Here is a 12552-nt window from a genome sequence, read left to right on the forward strand (position 1 = left end):
CGGAGTGTGCGTTGCTGGTCCGCGTTCCCCTCGGTCCCCGCCCTTGGCTCCACCGACTCCGCCACCAGTCTTCCGGCTTTGTTCGTCGGCTTCATCGCTACTATGTTGGGGTCTGACTTCTCGTGCTCGTTCATCGTCGGCTACGGCTCCTCACCTTCCCAACGCGGGCCGGCATGACTGTGGTCATCCGGTCAGACACGAGACCTCTCAGGTTCCGGTCGCAATCCTTTTGTACGTGATGTGGCCTACGACCCCGACGGAGCGTCGATGCCTCGCCTGACGGCATCGCACATATTGCCTTCGCCATGAGCGACCGGCTCGGCCTCCGCAATGTACGCATTTCGTGGCTCAATCCCACACCCCGCACAATCACTGTGTACGCTTCGCGGCCGCCGTCACCGACGACCCCGCAACACTCGTTACCAGGCGGGCGCTACCCCTTACCTGGGCCGGACTTCCACCGGCCGGATCGCGCCAGCTTTCCTGACGCACCGCTCAACGCGCCAACGCGACGAAAATCACTTTTGGAAGAACGACTCGCGCGCGTTCACCGAATTGCTCCGTTATCACTGATCTGTCTCTTTGACCCGGAGGGCTGCCTCCTGTACATCTGCAGCACTATGCGACGAGTGTCGCTCAACAATTTCGAGGTCATGCGGTGCAACAGGGTGGGATCAGGCTTCTAGCCGTGCTCGTGGCGATCGTCCTGGCTTTCGCTCCGGCTTTGGCCGAAGCGAAGGCGGGAAGCGGCTCGAGCATGGGCAGCCGGGGATCGAAGACTTATACGCCGAATACGGCCAAGCCGATCGAACGCAGCATCACCCCTCCGCCGGCGGCCGCGCCGGCCCCCGTTTATACGCCCGCGCCGCAGCCACAAGCGGCGCCCTTGGCCGCTCCGGCGATGCGGCAGGGGTTCTTTGAGCGTCATCCCTTCCTCGGCGGGGTCATGGGCGGCTTCATCGGGGCCGGCATCGGTGCCTTGCTGTTCGGCGGCGGCCATATGTTCGGCGGCGGCATGGGGGGGATTCTCAGCCTTCTCCTGCAGGTCGCGCTGGCGGTGTTTCTGGTGCGCTGGGCGATTGGGTTCTTTCGTCGCCAAGCCCAACCGGGAACCGTGCCGATGAGTGATTTCCGGCCCAACGCCCCCGTGGCCGCCTCGGCCCCGGCGAGCGGACCGGCGGTAACGCCCGGGGTGGAGTTGTCTTCTTCCGACCTGTCGACGTTCGAAGGCCTTCTGAACGGCATCCAGACCGCCTGGAGCGTTGGCGATATTGCCGGTCTCCATCGGCTGGCGACGCCCGAACTGGCCGGCTATATGGAAGAGCAACTGCGCGAGAACACCCGGAAAGGCGTGCAAAATCGCGTCGAACAGGTTCGTCTGCTGAAGGGCGACGTCCTTGAAACCTGGCGGGAAGGAACCGTGGACTACGCCACGGTCAGCCTGAAATGGAGCGCCGTCGATTATACGGTGCGGATGGGGGGCACCGATCTGGTGTCAGGCGACGCCACCCATCCGTCCGAATCGGCGGAAGTCTGGACTCTGGTCAGGCATTTGAACGGCCCCTGGCAATTGAGCGCCATTCAGCAGGTTTAACGCGGGTCCCGACCGATGGAGGAGGGTCATCGCCAATGATGTCCTCCGCCGCCATGCCACCAGCCTCCGCCGATGACGACGGACGGAGAATAGACGTAACCGGGGTAATAATAGCCTGGGGAGTAGGTGTATCCCGGCCCGTAATAGCCATAGGCGGGGGTCGAATAGTAATAGGGCGCGGGTTCGTAAACCGCACAGGCCGATAGTCCGAAAGCGACGCAGCACAACAGCAGGATCGTTTTGATCTGGGCGCTGACGACACGCATGGTGTCCTCCGAATGAATGGTCCGTTTCCGGCTTTTTTTAGGAAACGGCCCGTTCGAAATTCCGTATGGTTATTAATAGAACATGCAATCTTGGCGAGATGATGGCCGGCCTGATCCAGAGTAATCGGGTGAAGCCGGATTACTCGGCGGCCTGGCTCATCAGCCGTTCGACAAGAGTGGCGTCATAGCCTTCCACGCCGCAATCGCCTGATCCATCGGCATCGGTTTGGCGAACAGAAATCCCTGGCCGACGTTGCATCCCAACTGCTCCAGGATCGTCGCGGTTTCGGTGTCTTCGACGCCTTCGATAACGATTTCCATGCCGAGTTCGCGAGACAGCGAGATGAGGCTGCGCATCACGCTGCGCGGGCGTCCCTCCGCCAATACGCCGGTAACCAGGGTCCGATCGATCTTGAGGACGTGGATGGGCATGCGGTGCAGGACGCTGAGAGAGGAATAGCCGGTTCCGAAATCGTCGAGGGCCAGTTTGATCCCGATCGCTTCGAGATCGCTCATGATCCTGAGGGCGCGGTTCGGATCGTCGAGCATCAGGGTCTCGGTGAGTTCGACCCGCATGCGGTGGGCGTCCAGCCCGGTTTTTTCCAAAAGATCGCGGATATTGGGAAGCAGGCGGTCGTCCTTGAAGTGCCAGGCCGAGAAATTGATGTTGATATAGGGCGGAGCCGTCCCGCCGATGGACCCGATCGCTCGCATGACGCGCTCCGCGATGTGCAGGTCGATACGACGGATCAGGCCAGTCCGTTCGGCCAGCGGAAGAAAATCGCACGGAGAGCGCAGGCCGGAGACGGGGGATTGCCAGCGCGCCAATGCTTCGAAGCCGCGCCAGCGTCCCGTGGTCAGATCGACGATCGGCTGCAGATAGGGAACGATTTCCCCGCGATCCAGGGCGCAGGCCAGATCGCGATGACGTGCCAGCATGCTGTAGCCCGGTCCCATCGCCGAGCTTTCCTGGCGCGGCAACAGGCTGCCGTCCATCCATGCCCGCTGGGCTTCGCGAAAACGGGCGACCAGTTTGACCAGCAATTCGGCATGAAAGGGTTCACTACGGCCAAGGAGTGCCTGGAACTGATCGACGGTGATGCGAAGCAGTTTGCAATCTTCCGCGGCGACAGCCGTGGCGGTTCGAGGGGATCCGTCGATGACCCCCATTTCGCCAAAGATTTCCCCCGGGCCGATCAGCGACAGGGACTGACGCCACCCCGTGCGTTCGGTGTAGATTTCGACCCAGCCTTCTTCCACGAGATAAGCGCAATCCGCCGGGTCATCTTCTCTGAAAAGAAGATCTCCGGCGGGAACGCTGAAATTCAGCATGAGACGCTTCTCGTCTTCACGGTTGATGAAGAAAAGTCGCACATTCAGAAGATCCGGGAAATCAATATTTTTCCACTATTGCCAGGAGAGACTTGTTCGCCTTCCGGCTCTCCCTCTCCCCATTCCCCCCTGGGCAGTCAGGATGGTTTGGTGCTGCGCCGTTCGGTCAAACGGAACAGGGGGACATCGAAATCGTCTTGGGAAACCTGCGATTCGGTGAGATCCGCCATCATGGTATCGGCCGAGAGGATTTCATCTTCGAAATCCCTGCCCAAGGCGAGCCCGATCTTCAATCCTTCGATGACGTCGAGCATCTGCCCGTAGTCTTCGTCCATGACGTCGCGTACGAGATGGTCCTGCTTGGGCCGCTCCGATTGCGCAACGCCGGTTTCGGGCTGGTGGCACAACTCGCGGACCGTGTCGAGCGGTAGCGGCTGTTCGTTACAGTCCAACAGCAGAAGAAAGGCGGAGGTGACGGATTTGTGGAACAGTTTCTGTTCCTCATCCTTCTTCCGGATGTTCATCGGCCAATCATTGTCGTCCCAACTGTCCATCACACTCTCCAGGCGAGCACCCCAAAGCATGGGCGCGGGCCAGATCAAAATGGCCATATGTCTAAGCAAGGCGAGCCATGCTGTAACGATTGCGGGTATATTAGCGAAAGGGGCTGAATTTTCAAGTCAAATCCAGTAAAAAAAGAAATAAAGCTATGGTTACAACTATAACGAATTTTGTATATTATATGTTAATGCTGTTTACGTAATCTGCGTCATTCGGGTCGGTGTTTTTCAATTCGCGGTAACATGGTGTATCCGGGTATGCGGAGCTGTCCTGCCCGCCGAAGCGCTTTATCCGGATCGATCACCAGTCCTCCTGATCTTCGAGTTGTCGGATCAAGCCCTGCCGGGTTCTGTTTGATAGGGAACGGAACCGTCCTCTTTACCCGCGGTCACCTGACAATGGAGCGGCTCTGGCTGAAAAGAGAGACATGGAAGTGCGGTACCCACCGATGAAACATCATACGCATCAGGCGGTACCTGCCTAGACCTATAGCAGTAGTTGTATTTCCCTACCTATGCGATTCAGGATGGGCTGCCATGTCAGCATTCTGTTCGCACTGCAGCATGGCACCGTTTATGTTGCACTGCGATATAAAACATCCGCTTATGTTGCGGTGGGGCCGATCTTCGCGGATCGGCCGTCTATGGGAATGAGAAAATGCCGAAGGACAGTTCTTCGCTGGTGGACGACGTGGTCAGGCATAGCCCGGTTGGGGGCCTGAGTGATTCTCTTTATTCCGAGTTGAAGGCTTCCTGTCAGCCGGAGCAGTGGGTTCGCTCGCCCGTGGGCGGATTGAGCCTGCCGGAATTCCTGCGCATCCTGGGTCAGGCCGAATAATACCGGCGAGTCCCTGACGAGGTTCGTCGGGATGAGTTCCTTAGGCCTTGGCGCCGATATCCATTGGCGGGGCTTAAGCATCGCATCGCTCAGGGCATTGAAAGATTCAATGCCCAAGGGCCTGTCGTCAGTTACCGCTCTTCCGGTATTTTGGTTTCGCGATTCAATCATAAAGACGTCATGCCCGGCCTTGTGCCACGGCTGTCCGGCACGGATTTTGCCCTCAATATTCAGGAAGATTCATACGAGGCCGCTCAATTATAAGTCGTCATGCCCGGACTTGATCCGGGCATCCACCTGGCTGCCTCCAATGACGTCGGCAGACCAATGCAATCATGGATTGCCGGATCAAGTCCGGCAATGGCGGTTTTTGGTTGCTGCCATCACTCAAATGCGAGCGACGCACAAACTGTGCCGGACAGCCGTGTGTCGAGCACGGCCATGACGGTTTTGGGGGCACCAGCACGATATCCCGGTAACTGACGACAGGCCCTAGAAAGTGGCGCCGTTCCATCCCCACAACTCGCCGGGAACGGCGGTGAACTGGATATAGACGCGTGACGGCGCGATCTCGAGGCGCTTTTCGAGAAAGTCGCAAAGCGCTTTGGAGAAGTCTCCGGTTCGCGCCGTCGGCAGACCGATGCTTTGCACTTCGACATTGGCCAGGGGCTCGTCGGTTCCTCCCAGAACCATGGTCTGCCCCATCTGCAGATGCACCATCACATAGCGTTCCGGCTTGCCCAGAAGGCGGGCGGCAAACGTCGAAAGGTCCTTGGCGAAGGGCGTTTCCGCCGTGGTCTCCAGTTGTCTGTTCGATGCGACGCGAATCAGCGGCATGACGGCAGCCTTCACAACATGGCCAAGGGAACTTTGTGGCTCGGGGGAGGGAAGGCTTCGTCCAAAGCCTTGAGATCGTCGTCGGCCAAGACGATCTCGGCGGCGGCGTGGTTCTGCCGTACATGGTCGAGACGCGCCGCCTTGGGAATGACAATGGCGTCGGTGCGATGCAGAACCCAGGCCAGGGCGATCTGCAAAGGTGTCGCTTCATGGCGCTGGGCGATGGCCTTGAGCGCATTTTTCGCCGGCAGCCGCCCCTGCTCGATCGGACTGTAGGCCATCAAAGGCATCCTGCGGGCCTGCATCCAGGGCAGAAGATCGTATTCCGGCCCTCGTCGCGTCAAATTATAGAGAATTTGGTTGGTCGCGCAGGTCTGCCCGCCGAGACTTTCCAGTTCCCGCATGTCTTCGGTATCGAGATTGCTGACGCCCCAATGCCGAATCTTGCCTTTCCGCTGCAGGGCCTGCATGGCTTCCGCAGTCTCGCCCAGGGGCACGTTGCCGCGCCAGTGCAAGAGATAAAGATCGAGCCGGTCGGTATTAAGCCGGCGCAGGCTTTGTTCGCAAGCCTGGGCGAGCCGGGCCCGTCCGGCATTTTGGGGATAGGCCTTGCTGACCAGGAACACTTGGTCGCGCAATCCGGCGAGGGCCTCGGCGAGAAAGCTTTCCGTGCCCCCTTCACCGTACATTTCCGCGGTGTCGATCAGCGTCATGCCAAGCGCCACGCCTTCGCGAATGGCGGCGAGCTCCTCGGCGCGGCGGTTGCGGTTCTCTCCCAATCCCCAGCTGCCTTGGCCGAGAGCCGCAACTTGTTCGCCGTCGGGCAGGGACACGCTATGCATGGGAGCTCCTGTTCATGGTTGGTCGATCCAGTCGATACGTGTCGGACGGAAACAGTGCGGCGACTGGTCCATAAAACGATTTTACGATTAAGATCGCGGACTCTTTTCAAAACGGCATTTCATCCACCCTTGCCGGGACAGACAACCCTTTTTATTGGCGGGAGCCGGAATTCCACCCCATATTAACCATCACACCGCGCCATTCGGATCGCGGCGCCCTTTTCCTCCGCTACAGGTACCCATTCCCGTGACCGCCATCGCCCATCTTCATCCCGCTCTAGTCTGGAAGCATTTCGCCACTTTGTGCGAGATTCCCCGTCCGTCGAAGCAGGAGACGGCATTACGCCGCCATATGGCCGATTGGGCGGAAGCCCGCGGCCTGGCTGCCACCATCGATTCCGCCGGCAATCTGCTGATCCGCAAGGCGGCCTCCAGGGGGCGAGGGGATCGCCTCGGAGTCGTTTTGCAGGCCCACCTCGATATGGTTTGCCAAGCCAACAGCGGCACCGTTCACGATTTCACCCGGGATCCAATCCGTCCGGTCGAACGCGACGGTTGGCTGACGGCCCCGGACACCACCCTGGGAGCGGACAACGGCATCGGCGTCGCTCTGGCTTTGGCCGCTTTGGAAGACGAGACGCTGGAGCATCCACCCTTGGAGGTTCTGTTGACCGTCGACGAGGAGGCCGGGATGGGAGGCGCGCGTGGCTTGCCTCCGGGCTTGCTGACCGGGCGGAAGATGCTCAATCTCGATACCGAGGAATGGGGGGAATTCTATCTGGGCTGCGCGGGGGGCTGCGACGTCGCCGTCATCCGTCATTGCCGTACCGAGGCCGTGCCCGAGGGCTATGATGGATATCGTCTGCGCGTTCACGGATTGCGGGGCGGTCATTCCGGCGTCGATATTCATTTGGGCCGGGGTAATGCCAACAAGTTGCTGATCAGAGTCCTGCGGCGGCTCGAAAAAAACACGAATCTGCGATTGGCCGCCATGTCTGGCGGAACCGCCCGCAACGCCTTGCCGCGCGAGGCCTGGGCCGACATCGCGCTGCCGGGTCGGGACGCGGCCGGACTCGCGTCCCTGCTGGCCGATCTGCAGGCGCTGTTTCGCGCCGAGCTGGCCGGTGTCGACGAAGCCGTCGCCGTCGAGGCGGTGCCGGCCACGGTATCTGCCGCGATCAGCCTGGGCGATCAGTCCGCTCTGCTCGCCGCGCTGCATGCCGCGCCGCATGGCGTGCGCCGGATGAGTGCGGATTTCCAAAATGTGGTTGAGACGTCGGACAATCTTGGGCTTCTTTCCCTGAGCGACGGGGATTTTTCGGCCAGTCTGATGGTCCGCTCGTTACGCTCGTCGGGAACGGAGATGCTCGCCGACGAAATCGTCAGCCTTTTCACCCTGGCCGGTTGCCGGATCACCGTCAGCGGTGAATATCCGGGATGGACCCCCAATCCCCATTCCGCCTTGCTGGCGCTTTGCCAGGACGTTTATGCGCGGGAGTTTGGGGCGGATGCGAACGTCCAGGTGATCCACGCCGGACTGGAGTGCGGCATCATCGGCGCCAAATATCCTGAAATCGATACGGTGTCCTTCGGGCCGACCATTCGTGGCGCGCATGCCCCAGGGGAAAGGGTGGAGATCGCCTCGGTCGACCGGTCCTGGCGTCTTTTGAAAGCCATTCTGGCGGAAATATGACCCGCCGCGTCGTTACGCGCCCTTCTTGCGCGGTCGTTTGCGCATGCTCGCCCGTTCGCCCTCTTTCCTGTCGATGAACAGGCGTCCGGCCTGCATGGCGGCCCCCCGGCTGATATAGGTTCCGCAATCGAAGCGCTGCCCGTCGAAGGTGACGGCCAGGGCAAATTTCTGGGGACCCAGCTCCTCGATTTCGAGGGCTGCCCCGGATGGCTCCGGCCGTGCGATCAATGGGCGCTGCTCTTCAAGCGTTCGCTGACGGCGACGGCCGTTTCCTTGGTCGACTGCACGATCTCCGTCAAGCCGCGACGTTCCGCTTCCCTTTGCAGCAGAGCCAGCTTGCCGAGAAAGGACAGCCAGCCGTCCGCCGAGGTTTTGATATCGTCTTGCTCTGTCATAAAAAAACTATGAGGGCCGGGGAATGGGGGAGCAATGGCTAAATGGGGACAAGCGAAAAATAGACGAGGGATCGTGGCGGCAGGGTAATCGGGTTCACCCGATTACCCTGGTTTAAATTCTTAGTCCCTCAGGCGCCGGGCGGCGGACATCCGTCCGCCTCGGGCTTCCTTCGCTAAAGCTTCGGGGCACCGCTCAACGCGCCAACGCGACGAGAATCATTCTCGGACGAGCAGCGCGCGCGCGTTCACCGGTTACCCTGGGCGTGGCAGACGAGCCCCTGGCCTTGCCGGCGGGATCGCGGTAGAACGCTCCGTCATGGTCAAGAAAAGCCAGAAAGGGCGGATAGCATGAGCGAGCGGGTGAAGTATCTGTTGGGTGAGGATCGGATTCCCAAGGCTTGGTACAATTTGGTTGCCGATCTGCCGAAGCCGCCGCCGCCGCCACTGCATCCCGCCACCGGTAAGCCGATCGGCCCCGACGATCTGGCGCCGATCTTTCCCCAGGCGGTTATCGCCCAGGAGGTTTCGACCGAGCGCTGGATCGAAATTCCCGAGCCGGTTCGCGAGATCTACAAGCTGTGGCGTCCCTCGCCGCTGATCCGGGCACGGGGTCTGGAAAAGGCGTTGGATACGCCCGCCAAGATCTTCTTCAAGTATGAAGGTGTCAGCCCCGCCGGCAGCCACAAGCCGAACACCTCGGTGGCGCAGGCTTTCTACAACAAGGAGGAGGGGGTCAAGCGCCTGGCGACCGAAACCGGTGCCGGGCAATGGGGTTCCTCGTTGGCCTTCGCCGGTTCGCTGTTCGGCCTCGAGGTCGAGGTCTATATGGTCAAGGTGAGCTACGGGCAGAAACCTTACCGGCGGGCCCTGATGGAAACCTATGGCGCCCGCTGTATCGCCAGTCCTTCGCCGCTGACCGCGGCGGGCCGCGCCATCCTGGAAAAATCCCCCGACAGCAGCGGCTCTCTCGGCATCGCCATTTCCGAGGCGGTCGAGGTGGCGGCGGGCCGTGACGACACCAAATACGCGCTGGGCTCGGTGCTCAACCATGTGCTGTTGCATCAGACGGTGATCGGCGAGGAGGCCATGTTGCAAATGGCCGATGCCGGGGTCGATCCGGACGTGGTCATCGGATGCGCCGGCGGGGGGAGCAATTTCGCAGGCATCGCCTTCCCCTACATCCGTGAAAAGCTGGCCGGTCGCAGCCATGCCCGTATCGTCGCCGTCGAGCCGACATCCTGTCCGACCATGACCCAGGGCCGTTACGCTTATGATTATGGCGATACCGGGCATTTGACGCCCCTGGTCAAGATGCACACCCTGGGAGCGTCCTTCGTGCCGCCGGGCTTCCATGCCGGCGGTCTGCGCTATCACGGCATGGCGCCCCTGGTCAGCCATGTGCTGGAGTTGGGGCTGATCGAGCCGCGGGCTTACGCCCAGACCGCCTGCTTCGAGGCCGCCGTGCAGTTGGCCCGTACCGAGGGGATCGTGCCCGCCCCGGAATCCAGCCACGCCGTTCGCGCCGCCATCGACGAGGCCTTGCGCTGCAAGGCGGAAGGCAAAAGCGAAACCATTCTGTTCTGCCTATCCGGGCATGGTCATTTCGACATGCAGGCCTACACCGACTATTTCGCCGGCAAGCTCAAGGATGTGCCGTTCGATCGTGCCGCGCTGGACCGGGCTTTGTTGGAATTGCCGGTGGTGGATGAAAATTGAAGCGGGGTTGATCTAATCGGGATCGCGAGGCGGGGCTTTTGCCCCGCCTCGCTTTTCGGCTTCGGCGGGCGCAAGCGTCGCTCGGGTTTAGGTTTGACGGTCCTGGAAATCGGCTAAGCCGCCGATGGCGTCGGCGAGCGTGCGATGATCGTGGGTCGCCATCACGATATCCAGTATGACCGCGGCTTCTTCGCCAACGACGCCGGCAGCCAGCAGGGCGGGCACGAACCCTTCGCTTTCGAGAACGGCGCTGGCTTGCCGGTAGAGCCGATGCCGGCCGCCGCGGCCTTCCCGTTCGATGCATGTGCTCAAGGCGTCGCCGGCCGGAATCTTGCGTCGGATTTCGAACGCCAATGCCCGTAAGAGGCGGGCCTTATCGATTTCGGGGCTCATCGCCTTTGGTCCTTTGCCCCGTTCTGGAATAAGCCGACCACGTCAGCGGCCGGCTTCATTTCGTCAGTCACGTTTTAATGTCCTAGTGCTAAGAATCCGACGGGTAGCGCTCGCGCTACCCGTCGGATTCTTAGCACAATTCAATCATTTGGTGGGCCAACTTATCCAGACGCTTGGTCCCCAAGCGTCTGGATCGGGCCACGAGCCGGGCGCTTTCGCGCCCGGACCCTCACTCGGCGCTGGATTTCGAGGCGCGTTTCGGCTTGCTGGCCGAGGCCGGCGCGCTCTGCCGTGAATGGCCGAGGCCGATCTTCACCGCCAGAGCCGAGCGCCGCGCCGCGTAATCCGGAGCCACCATCGGATAGGTCGACGGCAGGCCCCACTTGGTGCGGTATTCGTTGGCCGAGGTGTCGTGATCCGTCCGCAGATGCCGTTTCAGCATGCTGAACTTCTTGCCGCATTCAAGGCAGATCACCGCCGAAGGTGTAACCGACTTCTTGATCGGCACGGCCGGTTGCGCATTGGCAGCTTCCGTTACCGGATCCGGCGAGGTTGTTGCGACCAGCGCAGCATAAGTGCTGCGAATGAAATCGGAAATTTCATTTTCAGCCAAGTGATTACCGGATAAGTAGGCGGATACAATTTTAGCGGTTTCTTTTATCATTGGGGGTTACCTCGACGAGAACATTTGGACAGTTTACCACATGCGGTATTACAACGCCAAAGAACAGTCTTCAATGCCAATGTGCCGAAAATATGGCAGCACGAAAATATTTTCGGGTTTGGCGTACATCTAAGTAGGTATAGCTGATTTTACTATTCGGATTCTATTTCTTTGGTTGGGCGGAATGGAGGGGTGGCGTCTTTTCAGGGGGGCGCGTGCTTCGGCTCATGGTGAGCATAATAGACGAGTGCTGAATAACCGCGTCTGCACTCTCCATGCCGCGCCACCGGACGGTCGGGCTGGGATGGATCCTCCGTGTCGGCCACGCCTCACACGGCGCTTCGGGCGTTTGGCCCGAAATGACATGGTGATTTCTGGGCAAACGCTTAGACTTGCCGGGTGTCTTTCGGGTTTCCCCCCCGTTTTTCATGGAGAGCGACATGTCCCCCACCTTTTCTGCGGCGGCATCCGGGCCGTTTCTCATCGGCGGTGAGATCGCCGTCAATCGGTTGGGCTTCGGCGCTATGCGCATCACCGGCAAGGGCATCTGGAATGGGCCGGACGACCGGGCCGAGGCTATCCGGACCTTGCGCCGGTTGCCCGAACTGGGCGTCAATTTCATCGATACGGCGGACAGCTACGGCCCCTTCGTCAGCGAGGATCTGATTGCCGAGGCTCTGGCTCCCTACGGCGGGCTCCTGGTGGCGACGAAAGGCGGGCTGACCCGGCACGGGCCGAACATCTGGGCGCCGGTCGGGCGGCCGGAATATCTGCGTCAATGCGTCCTGATGAGCCTCCGGCGGCTGAAGGTCGAGCAGATCGCCCTCTGGCAGTTGCACCGCATCGATCCCAAGGTGCCGCGCGACGAGCAGTTCGGCGTCATCGCCGACATGATCAAGGAGGGACTGATCCGTCACGCCGGCTTGAGCGAGGTCGGCGTCGCCGACATCGAAGCCGCCGCCAAGGTCTTTCCGGTGGCCACCGTGCAGAACCGCTTTAATCTGGTCGACCGCACCAGCGAGGATGTTCTCGACTATTGCACGGCCAAAGGCATCGGTTTCATTCCCTGGTATCCGCTGGCTGCCGGCACTCTGGCCAAGCCCGGTACGGCCCTGGACGGGATCGTTCGCAAGACCGGCGCCACGCCAAGCCAGATCGCCCTGGCCTGGGTTCTGAAGTGCAGTCCGGTGATGCTGCCGATTCCCGGCACCGGAAAGCTCGCCCATCTTGAGGACAATGTTCGTGCCGCGGGTATCGTCTTGTCGGATGCGGATTTTCGGACCCTGGATGCGGAAGGCCGAAGGAAAGCGTAGGCGATCCTATCGTTTCGATTTGGCCCCCCGTGCCGTCACCACCAGACCGTCGCCGCCATGGGATGAACAGGCATTCACCCCTCTTGTCGCTCGGAGATGATGTCACGAC

General features: G+C 60.8%; 14 protein-coding genes. 5 read left to right on the forward strand and 9 right to left on the reverse strand.

Features of this window, described 5'->3' with window-relative positions; all coding sequences use genetic code 11:
• Window positions 1-688: 688 nt before the first annotated feature.
• On the forward strand, window positions 689-1594 hold the full coding sequence (locus tag CWS72_RS07450) for a TIM44-like domain-containing protein (RefSeq protein ID WP_101249968.1): 906 nt from the start codon (window positions 689-691) through the stop codon (window positions 1592-1594).
• Between the two features lie 26 nt (window positions 1595-1620).
• Here the strand turns inward: CWS72_RS07450 and CWS72_RS07455 are convergent, their stop codons facing one another.
• From CWS72_RS07455 to CWS72_RS07465, 3 genes are all read right to left on the reverse strand, one after another.
• The gene (locus tag CWS72_RS07455; protein WP_101249969.1) at window positions 1621-1860 is read right to left on the reverse strand and encodes a hypothetical protein; all 240 of its coding nucleotides are present in this window, start codon (window positions 1858-1860) and stop codon (window positions 1621-1623) included.
• A 159-nt stretch (window positions 1861-2019) separates the two neighbouring features.
• On the reverse strand, window positions 2020-3192 hold the full coding sequence (locus CWS72_RS07460; RefSeq protein ID WP_146002668.1) for an EAL domain-containing protein: 1173 nt from the start codon (window positions 3190-3192) through the stop codon (window positions 2020-2022).
• Between the two features lie 137 nt (window positions 3193-3329).
• Window positions 3330-3746: a hypothetical protein gene (locus CWS72_RS07465; protein WP_146002669.1), complete on the reverse strand. Its 417-nt coding sequence runs from the start codon at window positions 3744-3746 to the stop codon at window positions 3330-3332.
• A 664-nt stretch (window positions 3747-4410) separates the two neighbouring features.
• On the opposite strand from CWS72_RS07465, the gene CWS72_RS07470 reads away from it, so the two are divergent.
• Window positions 4411-4590 (forward strand): hypothetical protein, encoded by a 180-nt coding sequence (locus tag CWS72_RS07470; RefSeq protein WP_101249972.1) that lies wholly within the window; start codon window positions 4411-4413, stop codon window positions 4588-4590.
• A 492-nt stretch (window positions 4591-5082) separates the two neighbouring features.
• Here CWS72_RS07470 and CWS72_RS07475 read toward each other — a convergent pair whose 3' ends face one another.
• Window positions 5083-5427 (reverse strand): phenylpyruvate tautomerase MIF-related protein, encoded by a 345-nt coding sequence (locus tag CWS72_RS07475; RefSeq protein WP_101250130.1) that lies wholly within the window; start codon window positions 5425-5427, stop codon window positions 5083-5085.
• A gap of 11 nt (window positions 5428-5438) precedes the next feature.
• Window positions 5439-6269, reverse strand: coding sequence for an aldo/keto reductase (locus CWS72_RS07480; protein WP_101249973.1), 831 nt, complete (start codon window positions 6267-6269; stop codon window positions 5439-5441).
• A 247-nt stretch (window positions 6270-6516) separates the two neighbouring features.
• Here CWS72_RS07480 and CWS72_RS07485 point away from each other — a divergent pair, with 247 nt between their 5' ends.
• On the forward strand, window positions 6517-7962 hold the full coding sequence (locus CWS72_RS07485; RefSeq protein WP_101249974.1) for an aminoacyl-histidine dipeptidase: 1446 nt from the start codon (window positions 6517-6519) through the stop codon (window positions 7960-7962).
• 12 nt (window positions 7963-7974) lie between these two features.
• Here CWS72_RS07485 and CWS72_RS07490 read toward each other — a convergent pair whose 3' ends face one another.
• Window positions 7975-8190, reverse strand: coding sequence for a hypothetical protein (locus tag CWS72_RS07490; RefSeq protein ID WP_101249975.1), 216 nt, complete (start codon window positions 8188-8190; stop codon window positions 7975-7977).
• Window positions 8187-8357 carry a hypothetical protein gene (locus CWS72_RS27725; protein ID WP_158240547.1) on the reverse strand — a complete coding sequence of 57 codons (171 nt, stop codon included), beginning with the start codon at window positions 8355-8357 and terminating at the stop codon, window positions 8187-8189. Before CWS72_RS27725 ends, CWS72_RS07490 begins: the two co-directional genes overlap by 4 nt.
• Window positions 8358-8705: 348 nt before the next feature.
• Between CWS72_RS27725 and CWS72_RS07495 the strand changes: the two genes are divergently transcribed.
• On the forward strand, window positions 8706-10073 hold the full coding sequence (locus CWS72_RS07495) for a TrpB-like pyridoxal phosphate-dependent enzyme (RefSeq protein WP_101249976.1): 1368 nt from the start codon (window positions 8706-8708) through the stop codon (window positions 10071-10073).
• 87 nt (window positions 10074-10160) lie between these two features.
• On the opposite strand, the gene CWS72_RS07500 is transcribed toward CWS72_RS07495, so the two are convergent.
• Complete coding sequence (locus CWS72_RS07500; protein WP_101249977.1) at window positions 10161-10466, reverse strand: hypothetical protein; 306 nt, start codon at window positions 10464-10466, stop codon at window positions 10161-10163.
• Window positions 10467-10695: 229 nt separating this feature from the next.
• The gene (locus CWS72_RS07505) at window positions 10696-11079 is read right to left on the reverse strand and encodes a Ros/MucR family transcriptional regulator (protein ID WP_241911627.1); all 384 of its coding nucleotides are present in this window, start codon (window positions 11077-11079) and stop codon (window positions 10696-10698) included.
• A gap of 491 nt (window positions 11080-11570) precedes the next feature.
• On the opposite strand from CWS72_RS07505, the gene CWS72_RS07510 reads away from it, so the two are divergent.
• On the forward strand, window positions 11571-12443 hold the full coding sequence (locus CWS72_RS07510) for an aldo/keto reductase (protein ID WP_101250131.1): 873 nt from the start codon (window positions 11571-11573) through the stop codon (window positions 12441-12443).
• The last annotated feature ends 109 nt before the right edge of the window (window positions 12444-12552 follow it).

Origin of the sequence: Telmatospirillum siberiense (genome assembly GCF_002845745.1) — a bacterium.
Taxonomy (GTDB): domain Bacteria; phylum Pseudomonadota; class Alphaproteobacteria; order Rhodospirillales; family Magnetospirillaceae; genus Telmatospirillum; species Telmatospirillum siberiense.

Coding starts and splice junctions, on each gene's coding strand:
- CWS72_RS07510 (WP_101250131.1), top strand. CDS start 11,571: ATGTCCCCCACCTTTTCTGCGGCGGCATCCGGGCCGTTTCTCATCGGC.
- CWS72_RS07470 (WP_101249972.1), top strand. CDS start 4,411: ATGCCGAAGGACAGTTCTTCGCTGGTGGACGACGTGGTCAGGCATAGC.
- CWS72_RS07475 (WP_101250130.1), bottom strand. CDS start 5,427: ATGCCGCTGATTCGCGTCGCATCGAACAGACAACTGGAGACCACGGCG.
- CWS72_RS07460 (WP_146002668.1), bottom strand. CDS start 3,192: ATGCTGAATTTCAGCGTTCCCGCCGGAGATCTTCTTTTCAGAGAAGAT.
- CWS72_RS07500 (WP_101249977.1), bottom strand. CDS start 10,466: ATGAGCCCCGAAATCGATAAGGCCCGCCTCTTACGGGCATTGGCGTTC.
- CWS72_RS27725 (WP_158240547.1), bottom strand. CDS start 8,357: ATGACAGAGCAAGACGATATCAAAACCTCGGCGGACGGCTGGCTGTCC.
- CWS72_RS07495 (WP_101249976.1), top strand. CDS start 8,706: ATGAGCGAGCGGGTGAAGTATCTGTTGGGTGAGGATCGGATTCCCAAG.
- CWS72_RS07455 (WP_101249969.1), bottom strand. CDS start 1,860: ATGCGTGTCGTCAGCGCCCAGATCAAAACGATCCTGCTGTTGTGCTGC.
- CWS72_RS07465 (WP_146002669.1), bottom strand. CDS start 3,746: ATGGACAGTTGGGACGACAATGATTGGCCGATGAACATCCGGAAGAAG.
- CWS72_RS07480 (WP_101249973.1), bottom strand. CDS start 6,269: ATGCATAGCGTGTCCCTGCCCGACGGCGAACAAGTTGCGGCTCTCGGC.